Below are 23857 nucleotides of genomic sequence, written 5' to 3' on the forward strand. Positions count from 1 at the left end.
AGAGGCGGGGGGATCGTTACCCGGTTGCAGTGTGTTTTCGCTTGACCCGGTACATATCCCCATCGGCATGTCGCAGCAGCATGTCGGCATCGTGGCCGTCCTGCGGGAAACAGGCCAAGCCGATGCTGCAGGACAGTGTGTCGATATCGGGTACTTCTGCGCCGAGCGGTTCGGCCATGGCCGCCAGGATATTCGCCATGTGTTCGGCAATGGCTTCCGGCGACGGGACGTCGGTCAACAGGACAGTGAACTCGTCACCGCCCATGCGCGCTACCGTGTCGCCCGCACCCACGCAGCGTTCCAGGCGCCGGGCCAGGGTGCACAGTACCCGGTCGCCCACGCTGTGCCCGTGGTTATCGTTGATGTCCTTGAAGTCATTGATATCGAGAAACAGCAGTGCCAGTGGGCGGTTGTGTCGCTGGGCTGCGGCAAGGGCATTGTCGAGCCGTTCGTTGAACATGGCCCGGTTGGCCAGCCGGGTCAACGGGTCGTGATGGGCCAGGAAGCGCAGTTCTTCTTCTGCCTGGTGCAGTGCCGTCACATCCCGTGCAACCCCGATTCGGGCTTCGGCTTCTTCAGACCAGGAGGCCGCCCACAGGATATGTACGATACCGCCATCCTTGCGTACATAGCGGTTGCGGAAGTCGTAGTGTGGCTGCCCGTTCATCACCCTCACAATCGACGCGCGGGTGATCGCCAGATCGTCAGGGTGCATGTAGTCGGTGATCGGCGTGCCAACAAGTTCGCAGGCTGGGTAACCCAGCAGCGCCTCGCAGGCATCGCTGACAAATACGATCTGGTTATCCCTGTCGACCACGAACACCGTGTCCAGCATCAGGTGGATCAGCCTGGGGTACAAGGCTTGCAGGTCTACGGGCATGGGGCAGGGTGTCCACGGCAGGGTGACCGATCATAGCCTGACGCCAACAAACCGGCCACCACCACCACGCATGCCCCGATCAGTTGCTTACCATCAGTTCCGGCCCCAGGTAATCGTTGATCTGCTCGATATCGTCATCCCCCAGGCTGCCCACCGACGAGGCCAGCCGCAGGCGCGACATCAGGTAGTTCAACTTCGCCTCGAACAGGTCGTGGCGGGCGTCATACAGCAATTCTTCGGCATTGAGTACATCCGAGTTGGTGCTGGTGCCGCCTTCCTTGAAACCCTTGCGGGTCGAGGTAAGCGAGCGCTCGTTGGAGGCCACGGCCTTTTCCAGCGCGTGAATGCGCAACGCGCCGCTCTGCACGCCGCGGTACTCGCGGGTGGTGCCGGAAATCACCTCTTCACGGGTGGCGTCGAGTTCGTCCAGGGCCTTGGAACTGTTGGCGCTGGCCTGGCGGGTGAGGGCGCTGGTGCTGCCACCGCTGTACAGCGGGATGTTCAGCTCCAGGCCGATCGAACTGTAGTGGTTGCGCTGGTTCAGTTCGGAAATCGACTGGCTGCTGCCGGCGTTATAGCCTGCCACGAAATCCAGGGTAGGCCAGTGTCCGGCGCGGGCACGTTTCACTTCTTCTTCGGCCAGCTCGTAGCTGTGCCGGCGTGCATGAATCAACGGGCTGTCTGCCTGGGCCTTGACCAGCCAGTCCTGTAGGTTGCCTGGCATCAACGGCGGTGTACTGAAGCCTGGCTGCAAGGTGGTCAGCGACTGCGGGGTTTCACCGATGTACTCCTCCAGCTTGCGGCGGGCATTGACCAGGTTGTCCTGGGCTTCGATCAGGTCGGCCTCGGCCAGGTCGCGGCGGGCCACTGATTCGTCGACGTCGGTGATGGTGCCGGCACCCAGCTCCTTGCGCCGTTTCGCCGATGCCAGCTGCTCTTCGAAGGCGTTCAGCTTGGCCTTGGCCAGGGTGATGGTTTCGCTGGCCAGCAGCACGTCGAAGTAGGCGTCGGCCAGGCGCACCGCTGCGTCCTGGCTCTTGGCATCGAACACCGCCACGCTGTAGTCGGCCCGTTGCTGGCCCTGGCGGTACTCGGCCATCTTCTGCTTGTTGAACAGCGGTTGGCGCAGGCGTACGTTGGCACCTTTGGAGTCATAGTCCAGGTCGTTGTCCTGGCCATTCTGGCGCTGGCTGCCATTGACCCTGTTGAAGTAGGCCGACGCGTTGATCTGTGGCAGCAGGCCGGCCTCGCCGATGGCGCGGTTCTCGCTGCCGGCTTGTTTCTCATGCACGGCGGCCTGGTAGATCGGGCCTTGGTACTGCAACAGGTCCCAGGCTTGCTTCAGGTCCATGGCACTGGCCTGTACGGCAACCCCCAGCAGGCACAACATCAGGCACGGGCGTTTCATGTCATTGCTCCTTGAACGCGGCGTCGACGCGTTCGAGCATGGGTTTGAGCAGGTAGCTGAGCAGGTTGCGCTCGCCGGTCTTGATGGTGACGGTGGCGGGCATGCCGGGGCGGATGTGGTTGCTGCCCAGCAGGCTCATGCCGGCCGGCGTCACGTCCACCTGGGCCAGGTAGAACGGCTGCTTGCTTTCTTCGTCGAGCAGGCGGTCGGCGGAGATGGTCTTCACCCGCCCGGGAATGTTCGGCGTCTGCGCGTGGTTGAAGGCCGGGAAGGCGATGTCCACGTCCAGGCCCGGGACCATCTTGTCGATGGCCTGCACCGGGATCATCGCATCTACCTGCAGGGGCTGGTCGAGCGGTACGACTTCCATGATCTTGGCGCCGGGCTGGATGATGCCGCCGACCGTGGCGATGCTCAGGCCCTGGACCATGCCGTCGATCGGCGAGCGGATCACCGTGTGGGTCACCTCGTAGTCCAGCGCACGCAAGCGGTCGGCCAAGGTGGTGTTTTCCTTGGCGGTGTCGGTCAGTTGCGATTCCACTTCCTTCAGGTAATCGTGCTGGCGCTGCAGGATGCGCAGCTTGATCTCGGTGGCCTGGCTGCGTGCCCGGGCTATGTTGTTGAGGTTTTCTGCCTGGCCGGCGGACAGGTCGGCATTGCTGCGCTCCAGCTCCAGCAGGCGGTTGCGCGGCACATACCCTTCGGCGGCCAGCACCCGGGTACCTTGCAGCTCCTGGTTGAGGAAGCCGATTTGCGAGGCGCGGGCGCCGTACACCTGTTGCAGGCCCTTGAGTTGCACCGCCGAGGCGGTGAGGTTTTCCTCAAGGATGCTCAGTTCACCCGCCAGCCCGGCGCGGCGGGTGTCGAGCAGGCGCTGTTGCAGGTCCATGGCCGCCAGCAGGCGTGGATCACTGGCGTAGTGCTGGAGCAGGACAGGGTCGAAGGTGACCGTGTCGCGGCCGTCGCGCTCGGCTTCCAGACGGTTCTCCACGGTCTTGCTGACGATGTACTGGGCGCTGAGCGCACCTTGCTCGGCCACGGCGCGCAGCGCGTCCAGGCGCACCACCTCCTGGCCTTTTTTAACCACATCGCCTTCGCGCACCAGAATCGCCTCGACCGTACCGCCGGTCAGGTGCTGCACGGCCTTGCGGTTGCTGGTGACCTTGACCGTGCCGGTGGCCACAACGCCTGCGTCCAGTGGCGCCAGGCAAGACCACAGCAGGAAACCGCCAAAGCCGGCGATCACCATCCACACGCCCCAGCGTACCGGCCGGGCCGCATCCAGGTCGATCAGGTTCCTGGCTTCGGCCGGGATCAGTTCGGAATGTTGAGTCATCTGCATGATGGGTTACTCCCGTACCTTGACCGAAGCCAGCGGCGCCGCTGTGGCCGCCGGGATCACGCTGGCCTTGCGCAGCGCCGCGAACACTTCGTCACGGCTGCCAAGCATGTGCACAGCGCCGTCGCGTAGCATCAGTATCTTGTCCACGGCGCACAGTACATTGGGCCGGTGGGAAATCAGGATCACCGTCGCGCCGCGCGCCTTCAGCTCGGCCAGCGCATCGACCAGCGCTTTCTCGCCGACGTCATCGAGGTTGGCGTTGGGCTCGTCCAGTACCACCAGGTTGGGCTCGCCATACAGTGCACGGGCCAGGGCGATGCGTTGCTTCTGGCCGCCGGACAGCGGGCTGCCGTCGGCCGCCAGGCGGGTGTCGTAGCCCAGTGGGAACTGCAGGATCATGTCGTGCACGCCACTGCTGCGGGCCGCGCGGATCACCGCGTCGCTGTCCACTTCGGCAAAGCGTGCGATGTTCTCGGCGATGGTGCCTTCGAACAACTCCACGTCTTGCGGCAGGTAGCCCAGCCAAGGGCCCAGTTCGGCCTTGTTCCAGGTGAAGATATCCGCGCCATCAAGGCGTACCTTGCCGGCCTGGGCCGGCCACACGCCCACCAGCAGGCGGGCGAGGGTGGACTTGCCCGAAGCCGAAGGGCCTATGATGCCCAGGCTTTCACCCGGGACCAGGCTGAAGCTCACCCCGCGCACGATGCTGGTGTTGGTACCCGGGGCACCGGCGATCACGTTTTCCACGGCCAGCATGCCCACCGGTCGTTGCAGCGACATGCTCGGTGGCCGCTGCGGGTAGTCCTGCAGCAGGTCATTGAGCCGGCCCCAGGCCAAGCGGCAACCGAGCAACTGCTTCCATGAGGCAATCACCTGTTCCACCGGGCCCAGGGCGCGACCGGTCAGGATCGAGCAGGCGATCATCATGCCGGGGGTGATCTTGCCCTCGATCGCCAGCAGTGCACCGGTACCGAGAATCAACGACTGCAAGGTGATGCGCACGAAGCGCCCTGTGCTGCTGATCAGCGCCGCGCGGTCGGAGGCCAGGGTCTGCATCTGCAGGATGCGCAAGTGGCCCTGGTACCAGCGTTTGCCGATTGACGGCAGCATGCCCATGGCCTCGATCACTTCGGCGTTGCGCAGGTTGTTGTTGGCGTAGCTGGCCGACGACATGGCGGCCTGGTTGGCCTCGGCCAAGGGTTTTTGCGTGGCCTTTTCAGTGAGGTAGGCCAAGCCCACCAGGATCAGCGAACCGATCATCGTGACCAGCCCGAGCCACGGGTGGATCAGGTAGCAGACCAGCAGGTAGATCGGCGTCCACGGCGCATCGAAGAAGGCGAACAGGCCGTTGCCGGTCAGAAATTGCCGCACTTGCGCCAGGTCCTGCAGGGCCTGGGCCGGGTTGCCGCCGGCGCGGCTCAGGTTGCGCTCGAACGCGGCGCTGAAGATGCGTCGGTTGAGGTCCATGTCCAGGCAGTTACCCACCCGGATCAGCACGCGGGTACGCGTCATCTCCAGCGCCGACATCAGCAGGAACAACCCGACCACCAGCACGGTGAGCATGCCCAGGGTAGTGACGTTACGGCTGACCAGCGCACGGTCGTACACCTGCAGCATATAAATAGCTGGCGTCAACATCATGACGTTTATCACGCCGCTGAAGGCGGCCAGGGCATAGAAGCTACGGCGCAAGCGAAACAATACGTCGGCCAGCTCGGAGCGGGTGCGTGGTGGCTTTGGCATCGGGGGCCTCCCTTATTACAAGTCGGGAAGCCCTTGCGGCGCCCCGTACAACGGTAGTTGTGGCTACTTGGTTGGCTCGCAGACGGGTCGCTCTTATGGCGGATAGCCCATTACGCTGCGTTGCTCCCACATGCTGGAGCGTAGGTTGCAACGAAACATTCAGTAATATCATTTTGCTCTATTAACACTTTGAACTTTTTATAAGTGTCAAGAAAACAGCTAGTTGCATCGCATTATCATCATTGAACGATTTTTTTGACGGGATATTGACAAGCTTTTGCCCTGCGACTTTAGTCTGAAGTATTCGGGCCCTGTGCGAGCTGGGGTCGATGCATGTGCGTTACACCTGTATCGCACGATTAACAGGGTTCCCACCCGGAACGGTGGGAGCCGGTTTGCCAGCAATGAGGCCGTGGCGCCAGCAAAAAAGCGTTGTGCCACCGAGCCCCGAAAATGAACCAGATACTGCGCACGTCAACACTGACTGGGCGCGGGAAGGACCCTGTTGCCCTGTGATTTCTCTTGAAAGATCGAGGGCAATTGAAATGGCCAATTTCAGTAAGTCAGACCTGGAATTCATCCTCAAACAGATCTTCATCGCCGAAGCCCACGCCGATGGCGCCAGCCTGATCGACCTGCTGCCCAACAGCCAGGTGCCGTTCGGCCTGCGCACCGTGGACGGCAGCTTCAACAACCTGGTTGCCGGGCAAAGCGAGTTCGGTGCTGCCGACAACGCGTTCCTGCGTCTGCTCGATGCCTCTTACCGCGCCAATTATGTGGGCACCGGCAATGTCGTCGATTCGCAACCGCGCACCATCAGTAACCTGATCGTCGACCAGACGGCGAACAACCCCGCTGCGGTGGAGGCCAATGGCGGCGCAGCCCCGGTGATGAGCCCCGGTATCGACGGGGTGTTCGGCACCGCTGACGACAAGCCGGTGTTTTTCATCCCTAACGTCTCGCCCGACGTAGGCCTGACCGCAGGCTTCAACGCCTGGATGACCTTCTTTGGCCAGTTCTTCGACCACGGCCTGGACCTGGTCACCAAAAGCAGCACCGATACCGTGTTCATTCCGCTGCGCCCGGACGACCCGCTGTTCGTGGCAGGGAGCCCGACCAACTTCATGGTGCTTTCACGCGCTGTACGTACCGCCGGTGCCGATGGTGTGGTGGGTACGGCCGACGACAGCCAGACCAACACCACCTCGCCGTTCGTCGACCAGAGCCAGACCTACAGCTCGCACCCCTCGCATCAGGTGTTCCTGCGCGAATATGCGTTGAATGCCGCAGGCGACCCGGTGGCCACCGGGCGGTTGATCACTAACCGCGACCTGGGCGCGGACGGCAAGTTCGGCACCGCCGACGATGGCAACAGCGAAAACGGCGGTATGGCCACCTGGGCGGTAGTCAAGGCCCAGGCCCGCGATCTGCTGGGTATCAACCTGACTGACGCCGACGTGCACAGCGTGCCGCTGCTGGCCACCGATGCCTATGGCAACTTCGTGCGCGGGCCAAACGGTATGCCGCAGGTGGTGATGCGGGTGAGCAATGGCGCCGATAACATTGCCGGCACCGCCGATGACGTCACCCAACTGGTCGAAGGCAACCTCGCCGCGCCCATCAGCTTGGCCAATGCCGTGAGCACCGGGCATGGCTTCCTTGACGACATTGCCCATAACGCCGCGCCCGTGGTGGTCGGCGGCGTGTTGCAGGCCGATGCCGACTCGGCGGTAGGTAACGCGCAGCCTGTGGGCCCAGGCGGCAACAACCTGACCTACGACAACGAACTGCTCGACGCCCACTACATCGCCGGTGACGGCCGGGTGAACGAAAACATCGGCCTCACTGCCGTCCACCATGTGTTCCACTCCGAGCACAACCGCCTGGTGCAGCAGACCAAAGACACCCTGCTGGCTTCGGGCGACCTGGCGTTCCTCAACGAGTGGCTGATCGACGATGTCACCGCCATCCCCACCACGCCTGCCGGCATCGCCGCGCTGGTATGGGACGGCGAGCGGCTGTTCCAGGCCGCCAAGTTCGGCACCGAGATGCAGTACCAGCACCTGGTGTTCGAAGAGTTCGCGCGCACCATCCAGCCGCAGATCGACGAGTTCCTGGCCCCCAACGGCTACGACACATCGATCAACCCGGCGATCCTCGCCGAGTTCGCCCATGTGGTGTACCGCTTCGGCCACTCGATGTTGACCGAAACCGTCGACCGCTTCGACCCCAACTTCAACCCGGTGTCGGGCGACCCGAACAACCCGGACCAGCAACTGGGCCTGATCGCCGCCTTCCTCAACCCGCTGGCGTTCGCCGGCAGCGGTGCCACCGCCGATGAAGCGGCCGGTGCGATTATCCGCGGCGTGACCCGCCAATTGGGCAACGAAATCGACGAATTCGTCACCGAAGCCCTGCGCAACAACCTGCTCGGCCTGCCGCTGGACCTGCCCGCGCTCAACATTGCGCGTGGCCGTGACACCGGCATCCCCAGCCTGAACGAGGCGCGCCGCGAGTTCTATGCCGCAACCGGCGATAGCCAACTCAAGGCCTACATCAGCTGGGCCGACTTTGCCGACCACCTCAAGCATCCGGCGTCGCTGATCAACTTCATCGCCGCCTACGGCACTCACTCCACCATCACCGGGGCCACCACCGAGGCGGACAAACGCGCCGCCGCCGTGGCGCTGGTGCTGGGTGGTAGCGGCTCACCGCTCGACCGCCTGGACTTCCTCAACGGCACCGGCGCCTATGCCAACGTGACACTGGCCGGCAAAGACGGCATCGCCGGTACGGCCGACGACATTGCCGGCGTGACGGTGACGGGTGTCGATGCCATCGACTTCTGGGTTGGCGGCTTGGCCGAGAAGAAAATGCCCTTTGGCGGCATGCTCGGCTCCAGCTTCAACTTCGTCTTCGAGACCCAACTGGAAGCGCTGCAGAACGGCGACCGCTTCTACTACCTGTCGCGCACGGCGGGCATGAACTTCGGTACGGAGCTGGAGAACAACTCCTTTGCCAAGTTGATCATGGCCAACTCCGACGTCACCCACCTGTCCAACACCGTGTTCCTCACGCCTACCTTCACCCTGGAAGTGAACCAGGCCAACCAGTTCACCGGGCTGGGCGCTGACGGCAAAGCCGACCCAACGGGCGGCATCGAGATCAACGGCGTTGAAATCGTGCCGCTGGTGATTCGCGACAACCCCGATACCGTGGGGCCAGACAGCAACTTCCTGCACTACACCGGTGAAGACCATGTGGTGCTGGGTGGCACCTCTGGCAACGACATCATCATCTCTGGTGATGGCGACGATACCGTTTACGGCGATGCCGGCAACGACGTCCTTGAAGGCGGCGCAGGCAACGACGCCGTGCTGGGTGGCGCAGGTGACGACATCATCACCGACTCGTTCGGCGACAACCGCCTGGAGGGCAACGCCGGGAACGATGTGATCGTCGCTGGCAGCATGCTGGTGGCCGGCAACTTGATCCTGGGTGGCGACGGCCAGGACTTCATCATCACCACCGAGGACATTTCCACCACCTTCGGTGGCCAGGGCGATGACTTCATCCTCGGCGCCAAGACCAACCTGCCGCCCACCGGCAACGAGGGCGATGACTGGATCGAGAAGGGCACCCAGGACGGTGCGCCTGGCGACAACTTTGCGCCGCTGCTGGGTGACGAAGTGGTCGGCAACGACATCTTCGTTGGCGGCGGTGGCTTTGACGAAATGATCGGCGAGGGCGGGGACGACATCTTTGTCGGCAGCGATGCCCAGGACAAGATGGACGGCATGTCCGGCTTTGACTGGGTCACCAACAAGAACGACCAGGTTGGCGTCACCGTTGACCTGAGCCTGGCCGCGCTGGCCCAGCCCCATGGCAATGCACCGAACCAGAACGCCGGGGTATTCAACCCGGTCGGCGCCTCGCCGGCCAGTATCCTCGACCGCTTCGCCGAGGTGGAAGGGGTGTCCGGCTCGAACTACGCCGATGTGCTCAAGGGCGATGACGTCGATGCCGTGACCATCCTCAACCATGGCGGTGCCACCGGCAGCGCGTTGACCAACGTCGCGCTGATCCGCGGGCTGCAGCAATTCCTGGCCGATGCCGGGCTGCCGACCACGGGCTTTGCCACCGGCAACATCATGCTCGGCGGCAATGGCAGCGATCTGATCGAAGGCCGTGGCGGCGATGACCTGATCGATGGCGACAAATGGCTGAACGTGCGCATTGCGGTGTATGCCCCAGGCGACGTCAACCACACCGGGCCAGAGATCGCCAGCTTCGACAGCATGGTCGACATGATCCCGTTCATGCTTGACCGCACCTATAACCCAGGCCAGCTGAAAGCCGTGCGGGAAATCCTGCCCGGTACCTCGACGGGCGGCGCGGCCTTTGACACCGCCATATTCTCGGGGGTGCAAAGCGAATATGTGGTGACCCAGAACACCAAAGGCACGGCCGACGTTGCCGATGATGTGTGGACGGTGACCGATACTGTGGCCGGCCGCGATGGCGTCGATACCTTGCTGCACATAGAGCGCTTGCAGTTTGCCGACAGCCAGCGCGTGCTGGTGGAAGGGGTGAACGCGCAACCCACCGGCAGCCCGGCCGTGCTCGATGGCAACGGTGGCGCGATTACCGTGGGCGACATGCTGACGGTGAGCGTGGCAGGTGTACTCGATGCCGACAACATCAGCGCGGGCAATCCGACAGGCACACTTGCCGACCGTTCGGTGTCGTACTACTGGCAATTCGAGGCCGACCCAGGCAGCGGCGTGTTCCAGGACATCATCCTGCTGCCGGCGGGTGACCTGGCGTTCCAGAGCGCCGATGGTACCTCGTTCAAGGTTTCGCCGGACCTGGCCGGGTTGAGCCTGCGGGTCAAGGCGATCTACCAGGACGCCCATGGCACCACTGAAGTGCTGTTCTCGCAGCCCACGGCCGTGGTGCAGCCGGGCGCACCTGTGGTGCCGACCCCGGTCACCCCGGTCGTGGATGCTACTGCTGGCGGGGAGGGGCTGCACATGGTGCGCTCCGACCTCAACTTCATCCTGGCCCAGATCAAGATCGCCGAGGCCGATGCCGCCGGGCAGGACATTCTGTCGCTGATCCCCAACATCCGCGCACCTTTGGGCCTGAGGGCGGTTGACGGTTCGAACAACAACCTGATGAACCTCAACGGCATCAACAACACGGAGTTCGGTGCTGCCGACAACGTCTTCCCGCGTCTTACCGACCCGGTGTTCAACCCGGCAGAAGGTGCCCCGGCCGGCTTCTTTGGCCCAGGCTCGCCGGCCATCCCCGGTTCTTCGTACCAGCAGACCAGCGGCCCGGTGTTCGACTCGCAGCCGCGTACCATCAGTAACCTGGTGGTCGACCAGACCTCCAACAACCCGGCGGCCTATGCCACCGCGTATGACCCGGGCGTGGACGGCGTGCTCAACTTCGGTACACCTGGTAACGACGACGTGCTCAAGGATGGCGTGCGCATCGTTGCCAGCCCAGGCCTTGATGGCCAGTTCGGCACCACCGACGACCACGATGTGTACCTGTTTGAAAACACCGCCGCCGATGCCGGGTTGTCCGCGCCGTTCAACGCGTGGATGACCTTCTTCGGGCAGTTCTTCGACCATGGCCTGGACCTGGTCACCAAGGGTGGCTCGGGCACCATCTACATCCCGCTGCAGCCGGATGACCCGCTGTATGTGGAAGGTGGTTTCACCAACTTCATGGTAGTGACCCGTGCCACCAACCTGCCAGGGCCGGATGGCATCCTTGGCAACGCCGATGACATCCACGAGCACACCAACACCACCACGCCGTTCGTGGACCAGAACCAGACCTACAGCTCGCACCCCTCGCACCAGGTGTTCCTGCGCGCCTATGTATTGACCGACGACGGCCCCATTGCCACTGGCCGCCTGATTACCAACCGTGACTTGGGCCTCGATGGCAAGTACGGCACCGCAGACGACACCGAAATCGGCGGCATGGCGACCTGGAAGGTGGTCAAGGCTCAGGCCCGTGACGTACTCGGCATCAACCTTACCGACGCTGACGTGGATAACGGGCCGCTCCTGGCAACCGATGCCTACGGCAATTTCATCAAGGGGCCGAACGGCTTCCCGATGGTAGTGATGAAAGGCCTCGACGGCATTGCCGGCACTGCCGATGACCAGCAGGTTGAAGGTAACCCGCTGGCGCCAATCAGCCTCACGAACGCTGTGCGCACAGGGCACCAGTTCCTTGCCGACATCGCGCACAATGCCGTGCCGGTGTTCAGCGGTGGCGTGCTGGCGCCGGATGACGACAACGTGGCCGGCAACGCCGTGCCCGTCAACCCGCAGACCGGTGCCAACCTGGCCTACGACAACGAACTGCTGGATGCGCACTACATCGCCGGTGATGGCCGGGTCAACGAGAACATCGGCCTGACCGCCGTGCATGCGATCTTCCATGCCGAGCACAACCGGCTGGTGGCGCAGACCATGGACACCGTGCTCGATTCGGGCGACCTGGCCTTCCTCAACGAGTGGTTGCTGAACCCGGTCACCGCCTTGCCGGTTACCCCGGCCGAGATCGATGCCCTGGTGTGGAACGGCGAGCGGCTGTTCCAGGCCGCCAAGTTCGGTACCGAGATGCAGTACCAGCACCTGGTGTTCGAGGAGTTCGCCCGTACCGTGCAGCCGCGGGTGGACCTGTTCTTTGCGCCGACCCAGGTGTATGACGTCGACCTCGATGCGTCGATCGTGGCCGAGTTCGCCCACACCGTGTACCGCTTCGGCCACTCGATGCTGACCGAAACCGTCGACCGCTTCGACGTCGACTTCAACGTCATCAAGGACCCGGCCAGCGCCAACCCTGACCAGCAACTGGGCCTGATCGCGGCGTTCCTCAACCCGCTGGCCTATGCCGCCAGTGGCGTCACCCCCGAGGATGCCACCAGTGCCATCGTGCGCGGGGTCACCCGCCAGGCCGGTAACGAAATCGACGAGTTCGTCACCGAGGCGCTGCGCAACAACCTGCTCGGCCTGCCGCTGGACCTGCCGGCGATCAACATTGCGCGTGGCCGTGACGTCGGCATTCCCTCGCTGAACGCTGTGCGCCGCGACATCTACGCGCAAACCGGCGATACCCAGCTCAAGCCGTACACCAGTTGGGTCGACCTGGTAGAACACCTGAAGCATCCGGAGTCGCTGATCAACTTCATCGCCGCCTACGGCACCCACAGCAGCATTACCGGTGCCACCACGTTGCTGGAAAAACGTGCTGCGGCCATGGCCCTGGTATTCGGCGGCGATGGCGCGCCGACCGACCGGCTGGACTTCCTCAACAGCAGTGGCGCCTGGGCCAATGTGACCCTGCCGGGCAAGGATGGCGTGCTGGGCACCGCCGATGACCTGAAGGCAGTCACCATCACCGGTGTCGATGCCATCGACTTGTGGATCGGCGGCCTGGCCGAAGAGAAGACCCCGTTCGGCGGCATGCTCGGCAGCACCTTCAACTTCGTGTTCGAAAACCAGATGGAGAAACTGCAGGACGGCGACCGCTTCTACTACCTGGAGCGCACCTCTGGCCTGTCGATGAACGCCGAGCTGGAAAGCAACTCGTTCGCCAAGCTGATCATGGCCAACACCTCGGCCACCCACCTGCCGGGCCTGGTGTTCTCCGACCCGGGCTTCTACCTGGAACTGGACCAGACCAAGCAATACAACGACGGCTTGGGCAACGCCGACCCGTTGGGTGAAAACGGCGAGCAGGTGGTGTTCCGCGACAGCCCGCTGACGGTTGGCCCGGACACCAACTACATCCGCTATGCCGGTGCCGAGCACATCGTGCTGGGCGGCACCAACGGTGACGACATCCTGGTGTCCAGCGAGGGTGACGACACGGTCTGGGGCGATGGCGGCAACGACCGCATCGAGGGTGGCGACGGCAACGACCAGCTGCGCGGTGGCGCCGGCGACGACATCATCAGCGACATGGGCGGTGACGACAACATCCAGGGCGGCGACGGCAACGATGTGCTGCACGGCGGTAATGGCGTCAACCTGATCATCGGCGGTTTCGGCAACGACTTCATCGTCACCGGTGAGGACGCTTCCGAAGCCATTGGCGGCCAGGGCAACGACTTTATCCTGGGCAGCAAGGCCAACGAACAGGACATGGGTAACGAAGGCGACGACTGGATCGAGAAAGGCACCTCGGACGGTGCGCCTGGCGACAACTTCGACCCACTCGGCAACGACCCGATCATCGGCAACGACGTGTTCATCGGCGGCAACGAGAACGACAAGTTCAACGGTGAAGGCGGCGACGACATCATGGTCGGCAGCCTGGGCTTCGGCGACCGCTATATCGGCGGCTCCGGCTACGACTGGGCGACCTTCAAGGACCTGGCCCAGGGCGTGACCGTCGACTACAGCGACCGCTTCTTCGATGTGCCGCCGGTACCGGGCTCGGGCGCTTCGGCGCTGGTACGCTTCGATATCATGGAAGGCCTGTCGGGCTCGTCCCATGGCGACTTCCTGCGCGGTGACAACGAAGACGCCGCCAGCCTGCCGACCAATGGCGCCACGGGCAGCGTGCTGACCAACATCAACCTGATCAACGGCCTGTCCAGCCTGCTGGCTGCCGGGGCGACGTTCTACGATGGCGGCAACATCATCCTCGGCGGCAGCGGCAGCGACCTGATCGAAGGCCGTGGTGGCGACGACATCCTCGACGGTGACAAGTGGCTGAACGTGCGCATCAGCGTGCGCGCCAACAGCGACGGCACCGGCCCGGAAATCGCCAGTTTCGACAGCATGGAGCCGATGGTGCCGTTCATGCTCAATGGCACCTACAATCCGGGCCAGCTGGTGATCATCCGGGAGATCCTCAATGGCACCGACAGCTACGACACGGCGGTGTTCTCGGGGGTGGCCACCGACTACAGCGTGGTGGTCGATGGCAACGCGGTGATCGTCACCGACCTGGTGGCCGGGCGTGATGGTGTCGACCGCCTGACCGGTATCGAGCGCCTGCAGTTCTCTGACCGCTCGCAGGCGTCTGGTGTGGGCACTGCCGTGAACGCCGGCCCCACGGGGCACCTGGCGATCCTCGACGCTGCCTCCGGGGTGCGTGACGACACGCCAGTCAGTGGCCAGTTGCTGCGTGTATCGCCGCTGGCGGTACATGATGCGGACAACGTCAGCGCGTCCAACCTGACCGGTGCGGTCAATGGCCCTGTGGCGTACTACTGGCAAGTTGAGACCCTGCCGGGTTCGGGGGTATACGACGACATTACCTTTGTCGCTGCAGGTGAGGTCCAGCGGGCGACAGGCACTACCTACCGGGTCACGGATGATGTGGCTGGCCTGAGCATCCGCGTACGCGCGGTGTACCAGGATGCCAAGGGTACGCTGGAAATCGTCGACTCGTCGGCCAATAGTGCCCCGAGCGCCGGCCCGGCTGTGACCGGTCTGCTGGTGCAGAACCAGACGCTGACGGCCAACACGGCAACCATTGTCGATGCCGATGGCCTGAGCAACCCGCAGTTCACCTTCCAGTGGCAGTCCAACCGAGGGCTTGGTTGGGTCAACATTGCTGGCGCCATCAGCAGCACCTTTGTCCTGACCCAGGCGCAAGTCGGGCAGAACATGCGCGTGGTGGTGAACTATGTGGATGACTTCGGTGTGCAGGAAAGTGTTGCCTCCGACATCCTCGACCAGGTGGCCAACGTCAATGATGCCCCGACGGGTGCGGTGTTGATCAGCGACACCACGCCAGACATCGGGCAGACGCTGACGGCACTTACCGGCAGTATTGCCGACCTGGACGGGCTGGGGGCGTTCAGCTTCCAGTGGCAACAAGGTACTGGCGGCGTCTTCAGCGACATCGTGGGTGCCACTGGGGCCACTTTCACCCCGGGCCTCAACCAAGGTGGTCAGCAATTGCAGGTGATCGTGCGCTACACCGACGCCTTCGGCGCCCAGGAGTCACTCACCTCGGCGGTGACTGCTGCAGTGCCAGGGTTGACGCTGGTCGGCACCAACGGTGCCGATATCCTGGTCGGGAGCGCGGGCAATGACGTGATCTCTGGCCTGGATGGCGCCGACCAGCTGTTTGGCGGACTTGGCAACGACTTCCTCGACGGCGGGCTTGGCGCGGATGCCATGACCGGCGGTGGAGGCAACGACACCTTTGTGGTCGACAACGTCGGCGACACGGTGAGCGAAGCGCTCAACGGTGGCGTCGACCTGGTGCAGACCAGCCTGGCCAGCTACATCCTGGGTGCCAACGTCGAAAACCTGACCTATACCGGCGCGGGCAACTTCATCGGTGGTGGTAACGCGCTGGCCAACACCATTACCGGCGGCGCTGGCAACGATCGGCTCAATGGCGGTGCAGGTGCGGACCGACTGGTGGGGGGGCTTGGCAACGACACCTATGTGGTGGATGACGCTGGGGATCTGGTGTTCGAAAATACGGGAGGCGGTACGGATGACGTGCGTACCACGCTGACCAGCTACATCCTGCGTTCCAACGTCGAAAACCTGACTTACATCGGGGTGGGCAACTTCATCGGTGGTGGCAATACGCAGGACAACATCCTCTTCGGTGGTGCTGGCAACGATCGGCTCAATGGCGGTGAAGGTGCCGACCGCTTGGTAGGTGGTCTCGGCAACGACACCTATGTGGTGGATAACGTTGGGGATCTGGTGTTCGAGGATGCGGGGGCCGGTACGGATGACGTGCGTACTACGCTGACCAGCTACATCCTGCGTTCCAACGTCGAAAACCTGACCTATACCGGGGTCGGCAACTTCATCGGTGGTGGTAACGCGCTGGACAACATCCTCTTCGGCGGCACTGGCAACGACCTGCTCAATGGCGCTGAAGGGGCCGACCGCCTGGTGGGTGGTCTCGGTAACGACACCTATGTGGTGGATAACGTTGGAGATCTGGTGTTCGAAAATACGGGAGGCGGTACGGATGATGTGCGTACCACGCTGACCAGCTACATACTGCGCTCCAATGTCGAAAACCTGACCTATACCGGGGTGGGCAACTTCATCGGTGGTGGCAACACGCTGGACAACATCCTCTTCGGCGGCGCTGGCAACGACCTGCTCAATGGCGCTGAAGGGGCCGACCGCCTGGTCGGTGGTCTCGGCAATGACACTTATGTGGTGGATAACGCTGGGGATCTGGTCTTCGAGTCCACGGGGGCCGGTACTGACAGCGTGCGTACCACCCTAGGCAGCTACACCCTGGGTGCCAATGTCGAAAACCTGACCTATACCGGGGTTGGCAATTTCGTCGGTGGCGGTAACACGCTGGACAACATCATCACCGCAGGTGCGGGCAACGACCAACTCAACGGTGGCGCGGGTAGCGACCAACTGTTGGGTGGCAGTGGCAACGATACCCTGAACGGCGGCGACGACAACGACAGCCTCGATGGTGGCCTTGGCAACGACATCCTGAACGGTGGTGCAGGCAGCGACACACTGTTCGGTGATGCTGGCAACGACATCCTGTCGGGTGGTAGCGGTAGTGACTTCCTCAACGGTGCGGCTGGCGACGATACAGTCAACGGCGGCGCCGGGGATGACACGATGATGGCCACTGACGGCAATGATGTCTTCCAGTTCGCCGCTGGCTTCGGCAATGACCTGATCATCAACTTCGACAGCAACGCGGCGGGTGGTCAGGACCGGCTGGATATCACCGCCTTCAACATCACGGCGGCCACCTTTGCCGCCAGCGTCACCATCGCCGATGTTGGCGACGATACGCTGGTCAGCATTGGCGCCACCGACTCCATCCGCCTGGTAGGGGTGGCGGATGCAACTACAGTAACGGCAGCGGACTTCACCTTGGCGGGTTGAGGAGCCCAGGGGTAAGGTGTTGTCTTCAAATACCGGGGCTGCTGTGCAGCCCCGGTTTATTTGCCGGCCAAACTGGCATGCACGCTCAACTCTTCATCGATGAACGCTGCAATCATCGCCCGATAAACCCGCTCCACCACCTCTGGCGAAGCCCCCGTTTCTTCGGCAATCCCCCTCACCTTGGCAATTACCTGCTCGACCCGCGCCGGTGCGCGCACGTCATCGGTGGTCTTTTTGAAAGCGGCCGCCTGGGCCACCAACTGGCCGCGTTGGGCGAGCAGGGCGACCAGGTTCTGATCGATGTGGTCGATGCGCGCGCGAACGTCTTCAATCGATGTGCAGCGTACGTCCATGTGTGAAGCTCCTTGGGGGGATGCTGGACAGTACCACAGGTGCTGAGCCTTAGAAGTCGTAGCGCACGTTCAACGTAGCGTTCCTGGGGGCCCCGTAATGCCCGTAGTTCCCCGCCAGGCCAGCACAGTACTTCTGCCCGGTTGCGGGCTGGCACCGGGCTCAACGTGCTCAGGAAGCACGATCACCCGGTCACCAAGGTACAGCGCCTCTTCACTATCGTGGGACACCATGATCACCGCAGGGCGGCGGTTTCAGATCAGAAATCGTAACTCACACTGGTGTAGTAGAATGCCCCCTGCGCCCCCTCCGGGCTGGTGATGGAGTACTTCGGCACGCCATACAACTGTGCGCCCTTGAGCTTGTCTGGGTGGCTGTCGAACAGGTTGATCGCACCCGCCGACAAGGTCAGACCCAGGTCGAAGCGGTACGACACATCCAGGTCGGTTACCCACTGTGGGCTGAAGGTCTGGTCCAGCGTGGGGTTGGCGGCGTTGCGATTCTTCCATTCGCCATAACGGCGCTGAGCCACGGTGACGCTCCAGCTGTCATACAGCCAGTTGGCGCTGAGCGTGAGCTTGCCCTTGGGCGTGCCATCCTCGATCAGCCCTTGGGTGTTGCGGCCGATGATCTGGTTGCCGGGGATGTTGCCCACATCATCCAGCCCGGTGATGCGGGTATTGTTGCGCGCATAGCCGCCGTTGAAGTCCACGCGCCCCCAGCGGCCCACGTCCAGCTGATAATGGCCCGCCAACTCGAAACCGTCGGTGCGGGTATCGGCGATGTTGGTATAGAACGCCGCACTCTGGATGTTGGCGTAGGGAGTGCCAGCGAAGATCGGGCCCACCACCGATGCCGGCAACTGGTCGGACAGGGTGATGCGGTTGTCGATGTCGATGCGGTAAGCGTCGAGGGTGACCGAGGCATTGGGCAACGGTCGCCAGACCAGGCCCACGGAGAAGTTGGTCGACTCCTCCGGCTTCAGCGCCTTGCCGCCCAGCAAGGCAGCTTCCGGGCTGTCGGCGCGCAGGGTGCGCTGCTGCACCTCGACCCAGTTGCCACTGCCCGGCGGCTGCTCCACCACTTGCACACTGAACGACGACAGCCCGCTCTGCACCAGCGAAGGCGCACGGTAGCCGGTGCTGGCGCTGGCCCGTGCGGCGATCTGCGGAGTGAAGTCGTAGCGCAGCGACAGCTTGCCGTTGGTGGTGTCACCAAAGTCCGAATAGTGCTCGCTGCGCACCGCCACGCCGGCCTGGAATTTTTCTGTCAATTGGGCTTCGACATCGATATAGGCGCCGATCACGCGACGGTCCAGCGACACGGCATCGACCTGGGTGATGCCCGAGTAATAGCCGGGGATGCGTCGGCCAGAGGCCGGGTCAACGGTGTTGAACAGCGGGCCGTTGGACCAGCCGGCGGCGTCGCCCTCGGTCAGGTCGTAGTTTTCCTGACGCCAGGCCAGCCCGGCAGAGACTGTAAGGGGTTTGAACAACCAGTCGTTGGCAAAGTCGCGGGTCCAGTCCAGGGTCAGGTTGGTCTGGTCGGCTTCGCGGCGGCCGGTGTAGATCGTCGAGGGGCTCGCTGTACCCCAGCTGGGGTTGATGGCGTTGCGGTCGGTGGAGTCGACCTGGTTGTTGCCGTAGTTCAACGCCAGGTCGAATTTGCCCAGGGCCTGGTCTTCGAAACGCAGGCCACCTGTGACGGCAAAGTCTTCCAGGCCATAGCGGGTGACCGGCAGGCGGCCGTCCGGGTAGCGCGCCAGCGCCACGCTGCCGTAGTTGCTGCGCAGGGTGGTGGGCGGGTCGAAGAAGTTCTCGGCGTCGGTATTCTTGTGCGCGTAGGTGGCAAAGCCGTAGGCGCTAAGGCCGTCGCTCAAGCCCATTTCGGCGTTGGCGGTGAAGTTGTACTGGTCCGAGACATTGCCCGAACCCCAGCGCCAGTTACGGTAGCGGTTGTTTTGCTCGCGCGCGCTGTCGATGCTGGTGGAGCCGGGGTAGAACAGCCGGTTGTCGTCGCGGGTGTCGCTGGCCGGGTCCTGGCTGCCGGCGTCGAAGGCCAGGGTCACGAAGCCGTCATTGGGCAAGGCAAAGCCTTTCCAGCCGCTGAGCTTGCGTTGCAGGCCGTCGCCTTTCTTGTAACCGCCGAAGCGGTAGCCGGCGTTGCCACCTTCGTCGCGCTCCTTGAGCACGATGTTGATCACCCCGGCAATGGCATCAGAGCCGTACTGGGCGGCGGCGCCGTCACGGAGGATTTCCACGCGTTCGATGGCCGACAGTGGAATCAGGCTGAGGTCCACCGCTGCCGCGCCACGGGCGTTGACCAGGCCCTGACGGGTAACGTTGGCGCTGGTGTGCCGGCGTTTGCCGTTGACCAGTACCAGCACTTGGTCGGAAGCCAGGCCGCGTAGCGAGGCGCCCTGGGCGATGGAACCTGCGAAAGCACCTTGTGGTGATTGCGGGAAGCTGAACGAGGGCGACAGTGCTGTAAGTGCGGCGGACAGGTCGCTGGCGCCAGTCTCCTGGAGTTTTTCGCCGCTCAGTACATCGACCGGGGCCGCGCTTTGCAGGGCGGTGACGTCGCTGCGGTGGGTGCCGACCACGACCACGGTGTCGAGGCGGTCATTGGGTTCGGCGGCGAAGGCGGGCGCGGCGAGGCTTGCGATGGCCAGGGCGATGGCGCTGGCCAAGGGGGTGTTGTGGGGCATGGGGTGTTCCTGCTGAATGATGTATTGGCAGTGCTGGCCCTATCGCCGGCAAGCCAGCTCCCACAGGTACAGCAATGGACCTGAGATCTGCGGGGACTTGTGGGCGCTGGCTTGGCGGCGATAGGGCCCGGAAGAGCAACCTAGAATCGGCTGGTAACGCTGAGCCCAACGGTGCGCGGGTCGCCGTAGGTGATCACGTACTGCCCGGCAGTGCCGTTGGGCCGGCCATGCACCTGGTAGCGGCGGTCGGTGAGGTTGTTGACGAAGCCGGTCACGCTTAGCTTGTCGTCGTGGCTGAACCAGCTCAGGCGGGCGTTGGCCAGGGTGTAGTGGGGCTGGCTGAGGGTGGCGTCGGCGCTGCTCTGGCGGTCGGCCAGGAAGTACTCCTTGTCACGGAAGCTCACGTCGCCACCGGCCACCAGCTTGCCGCCCACTTCCAGCGGGATGGTGTAGTCCGCGCCCAGCGACACCACGTTGCGCGGGGAGCGCACGAAGCTGTTGCCGCTGTAGTCGCCGGTCACCGCGCCGGTGGTAGGGTTGGTGTTCTTGAAGTCGGTGTATTCGGTGTCGAGGAACGACACCGCCGCGCGCAAGTGCAGGCGCTCGGTCGGCTGGCCTTCGATTTCCAGTTCCGCGCCTTTGACCTTGCCCTTGGCGCCGTTGGTCAGCGCGGTGGTGAGCACGCCGTTGTTCACCGTCAGCAGGTTCACCTGGATGTCGGAGTAGTCGTAGTAAAAGACGTTGGCGTTGACCGTCAGGCGGCGGTCGAACCACTCCGACTTCAGCCCCAGTTCGTAGGCATCCAGCTGTTCCGGGTCGACCGTTGTCAGCTGCGCCAAGCTGGTTGACAGCCCAGTGTTGAAGCCGCCCGAGCGGAAGCCGTGGGCGTAGCGGAAGAACACCCGCAGGTTGTCGTTGATGCGGTACTCGGGGGTGAGGTCGTAGGTCCAGGCTTCCCAGGTCTTGTCTTCCTGGCGGTTACCGTTGGTGCCCACTCCGCCCAGCGGGATCAGCGGGCCGCTGGCGGTGGCGCGGGTCAGTTGCACCAGGTCCAGGTCGATGTCTTTCTTCTCCTGGGTCCAGCGCAGGCCGCCGGTGACGCTGAAGTCGTCGGTGAAGTCGTAGGTCAGGTTGCCAAACAGCGCATAGCTGTCGGTACGGTGGTCGTAACCCAGGTCGCGGAACGCGGTGGTGCCCACCTGGTTCGAGCCGGTGCCGTTGGGCGTCGGCCCCGGGGTGACGATGCGTTGCGCCGAGCTGTCCAGGTCTTCATGGAAGTAGTGCGCACCCACCAGCCAGTGCAGTGGGCGATCTTCCGGCGAGGCCAGACGCAGCTCTTGCGACCACTGGCGGTAGCTGTTGTCGGTGATGGCCGCGCCGTTGACCTCGTAGGGGGTGTAGTCGGCATCGCTGGTGGAGCGGTTGCGGAGGTAGTCGTAGGCGCTGATCGAGGTCAGGGTGTAATCGCCGAGGTACCAGTTGAAGGTCAGTGAGGCGCCGTCGTGGTCAAGGCGATAGTCTTCGTTGACGTTCAGCGAGATATCGCGGCCGTGCGGGCGTTCGTAGCCGACGTTGTAGTAGCGGCCAACCGGCAGCGAGCCGTTGCTGCCATCGCCTTTGAACTGGCGGCTGTGCAGCTTGAGCAGGGCGTCCAGGTCGGGGTTGAGCTGGGCCAGGAACTGCAGGCGGATGGCTTTCTTGTTCACATCACCGTAGGTGTTGCCGTCGAAGTCGTTGTTCTGGAAACCGTCACGCTCTTCGGAATACAGCGCTACTCGCCCGGCCAGTTTTTCATCGACCAGCGCACCGCCGATGGCACCGGTGACAATACGCTCGTTCTTGCTGCCGAAGCCGACAGTGCCATAGCCGTCGGTGTCGAAGGTGGGCTTCTTCGAGATCACGTTCACGGCGCCGGCCGTGGTGTTCTTGCCATACAGGGTGCCTTGCGGCCCGCGCAGGATTTCGATGCGTTCCAGGTCGAACAGCGGCCCGCCACCGGCGATGGGCGCGTTGAGGTAGACGTCGTCCGCGTAGATGCCCACCGGGAAGACGGTTGCCGCGCCGGTATCGCCGGTGCCCAGACCGCGGATATACCAACGCGGGCGACCGTCGCCATCGGGGTTCTTGGCCGAGGCGTTGGGCACGAAGGTGGTGATGTCGCCCATCGAGCGCACGCCATCGGCGGTGATGCTGGTGCCCTTGATGGCCGACACGGCAACCGGTACTTCCTGCAAGGTCTGCTCTCGGTGCTGAGCGGTGACCGTTACGGTTTCAAGGGCGGGTTCGTTCTTGTTGTCTTCGTCGGCGGCGATGGCCTGGCTGCCGGTACCGGCCAACAGCAGCGCAAGGCTGATCTGGCGGGCCAGTGGATTGAGCGGATGCATGGTGGATCTCCCCGTATGTAAAGCGTTGTTGGGGAGGGCTAGAGCAGGGACTGTGCCATGTCTCTAACGTATTGTTTCATATGGTTTTTTTGGGTTTGCTCAGGCGGTGTTGCAGGTTGGGCAGCAGTTGGGTGCTGGGCGGGTGCTGCTGGGGCAGCAGTGGTGGTGTGCGGCTTGTTGCGGGCGCTTTGGCACCCTGCTCGTTGCTTGCCGGCACTCAGTCTGGAACGATTGTGCAACCGTTGTTCAGTGCCCGGGCGCGCAGTGCCTCGAAGTGGTCACGCAGCCACAGGTGCAGTTGCGACACCGCAGGCGTGAGTTGTTTGCGGTGCGGGCAAACCAGGGTAACAGGCACGGACTCACCCAGGTATTCGGGCAGGATGATCTGCAGCTCGCCGGCAGCAATGTTGGCGCTCACGTCCAGCCACGATTTGTAGACGATGCCTTCACCTTGCAGGGCCAGGCGGCGGATCACGTCGGCATCGTCGCTGACCAACGGCCCGCTGACCTGCACGGTGCGGTTGCCCACCCGCCACTTGTCGTAGACCCGGTTGTGCTGCATGTACAGCAGGCAGGCATGCTCCTGCAGGGCTTCCGGCGTGACGGGGTGGCCGTGGCGGGCCAGGTAGTCGGGCGAGGCCACCAGCACCCGGCGGTTCCAACTGGCCAAGGGCAGGGCGATGTAATTGGCGTCCTGGTTGAGACCATAGCGGATGGCCACGTCCACCGGGTCACGGTTCAGGTCGGCAATCTGGTCAGACAGAAAGAAGCGCAGGTGCAGGGCCGGGTGCTCGCGGCGAAAGGCGCTCAGCCATGGCAACAGCATGTTGCGGCCCAGGTCGGAGGGTGCCGACACCTGCAGGGTGCCACGCAGGGTGCTGGGGTTGCCATGCAGGTCTTCGTGCCCCTGACGAAGGCTATCCAGCACATTCAGGGCGGTCGGCAGGTAACGCTCGCCTTCGGCGGTAAGGCGCAGGCTGCGGGTGGTACGGGCGAACAGGCGCACATCAAGGTCGCGCTCGAGGCGTTTGATCGCAGCGGCCACCTGTCCAGGTAGCAGGCCGGCTTCGTGGGCGGCGGCCGTGAAGCTGCCCAGTACGCTGCTACGCACGAACAGTTCGAGGTCAGTGATGCGCAGCATCTTCACTCCAGGCGTG

Annotated in this window: 9 protein-coding genes and 1 pseudogene; 1 reads left to right on the forward strand and 9 read right to left on the reverse strand. The window is 63.5% G+C overall.

What is annotated here, in order from left to right; all coding sequences use genetic code 11:
* Window positions 1-16: 16 nt before the first annotated feature.
* The 4 genes from QQL85_RS08375 to QQL85_RS08390 form a co-directional block, all read right to left on the reverse strand.
* On the reverse strand, window positions 17-880 hold the full coding sequence (locus QQL85_RS08375; RefSeq protein WP_284355996.1) for a sensor domain-containing diguanylate cyclase: 864 nt from the start codon (window positions 878-880) through the stop codon (window positions 17-19).
* Between the two features lie 79 nt (window positions 881-959).
* A complete protein-coding gene (locus QQL85_RS08380; RefSeq protein ID WP_284355997.1) occupies window positions 960-2288 on the reverse strand; it encodes a TolC family outer membrane protein in 1329 nt (442 codons plus the stop codon).
* Between the two features lies 1 nt (window position 2289).
* The gene (locus tag QQL85_RS08385; RefSeq protein WP_284355998.1) at window positions 2290-3630 is read right to left on the reverse strand and encodes an HlyD family type I secretion periplasmic adaptor subunit; all 1341 of its coding nucleotides are present in this window, start codon (window positions 3628-3630) and stop codon (window positions 2290-2292) included.
* A 6-nt stretch (window positions 3631-3636) separates the two neighbouring features.
* Window positions 3637-5373, reverse strand: a complete 1737-nt coding sequence (locus QQL85_RS08390) for a type I secretion system permease/ATPase (RefSeq protein WP_284355999.1) — start codon at window positions 5371-5373, stop codon at window positions 3637-3639.
* Window positions 5374-5918: 545 nt separating this feature from the next.
* On the opposite strand from QQL85_RS08390, the gene QQL85_RS08395 reads away from it, so the two are divergent.
* Window positions 5919-17258, forward strand: a complete 11340-nt coding sequence (locus tag QQL85_RS08395; protein ID WP_284356000.1) for a peroxidase family protein — start codon at window positions 5919-5921, stop codon at window positions 17256-17258.
* Window positions 17259-17314: 56 nt separating this feature from the next.
* On the opposite strand, the gene QQL85_RS08400 is transcribed toward QQL85_RS08395, so the two are convergent.
* The 5 genes and pseudogenes from QQL85_RS08400 to QQL85_RS08415 form a co-directional block, all read right to left on the reverse strand.
* Window positions 17315-17611, reverse strand: coding sequence for a chorismate mutase (locus QQL85_RS08400; protein WP_284356001.1), 297 nt, complete (start codon window positions 17609-17611; stop codon window positions 17315-17317).
* A gap of 165 nt (window positions 17612-17776) precedes the next feature.
* A pseudogene (locus QQL85_RS26740) lies at window positions 17777-17860 on the reverse strand (ABC transporter ATP-binding protein); the annotation flags it as partial.
* Window positions 17861-17868: 8 nt separating this feature from the next.
* Window positions 17869-20316, reverse strand: coding sequence for a TonB-dependent receptor plug domain-containing protein (locus QQL85_RS08405; protein ID WP_284356002.1), 2448 nt, complete (start codon window positions 20314-20316; stop codon window positions 17869-17871).
* 140 nt (window positions 20317-20456) lie between these two features.
* Window positions 20457-22700, reverse strand: coding sequence for a TonB-dependent receptor (locus QQL85_RS08410; protein ID WP_284356003.1), 2244 nt, complete (start codon window positions 22698-22700; stop codon window positions 20457-20459).
* Window positions 22701-22917: 217 nt separating this feature from the next.
* Complete coding sequence (locus tag QQL85_RS08415; protein ID WP_284356004.1) at window positions 22918-23841, reverse strand: LysR family transcriptional regulator; 924 nt, start codon at window positions 23839-23841, stop codon at window positions 22918-22920.
* Window positions 23842-23857 lie beyond the last annotated feature (16 nt).

Source organism: Pseudomonas putida (assembly GCF_030159595.1).
Classification (GTDB): domain Bacteria; phylum Pseudomonadota; class Gammaproteobacteria; order Pseudomonadales; family Pseudomonadaceae; genus Aquipseudomonas; species Aquipseudomonas putida_AC.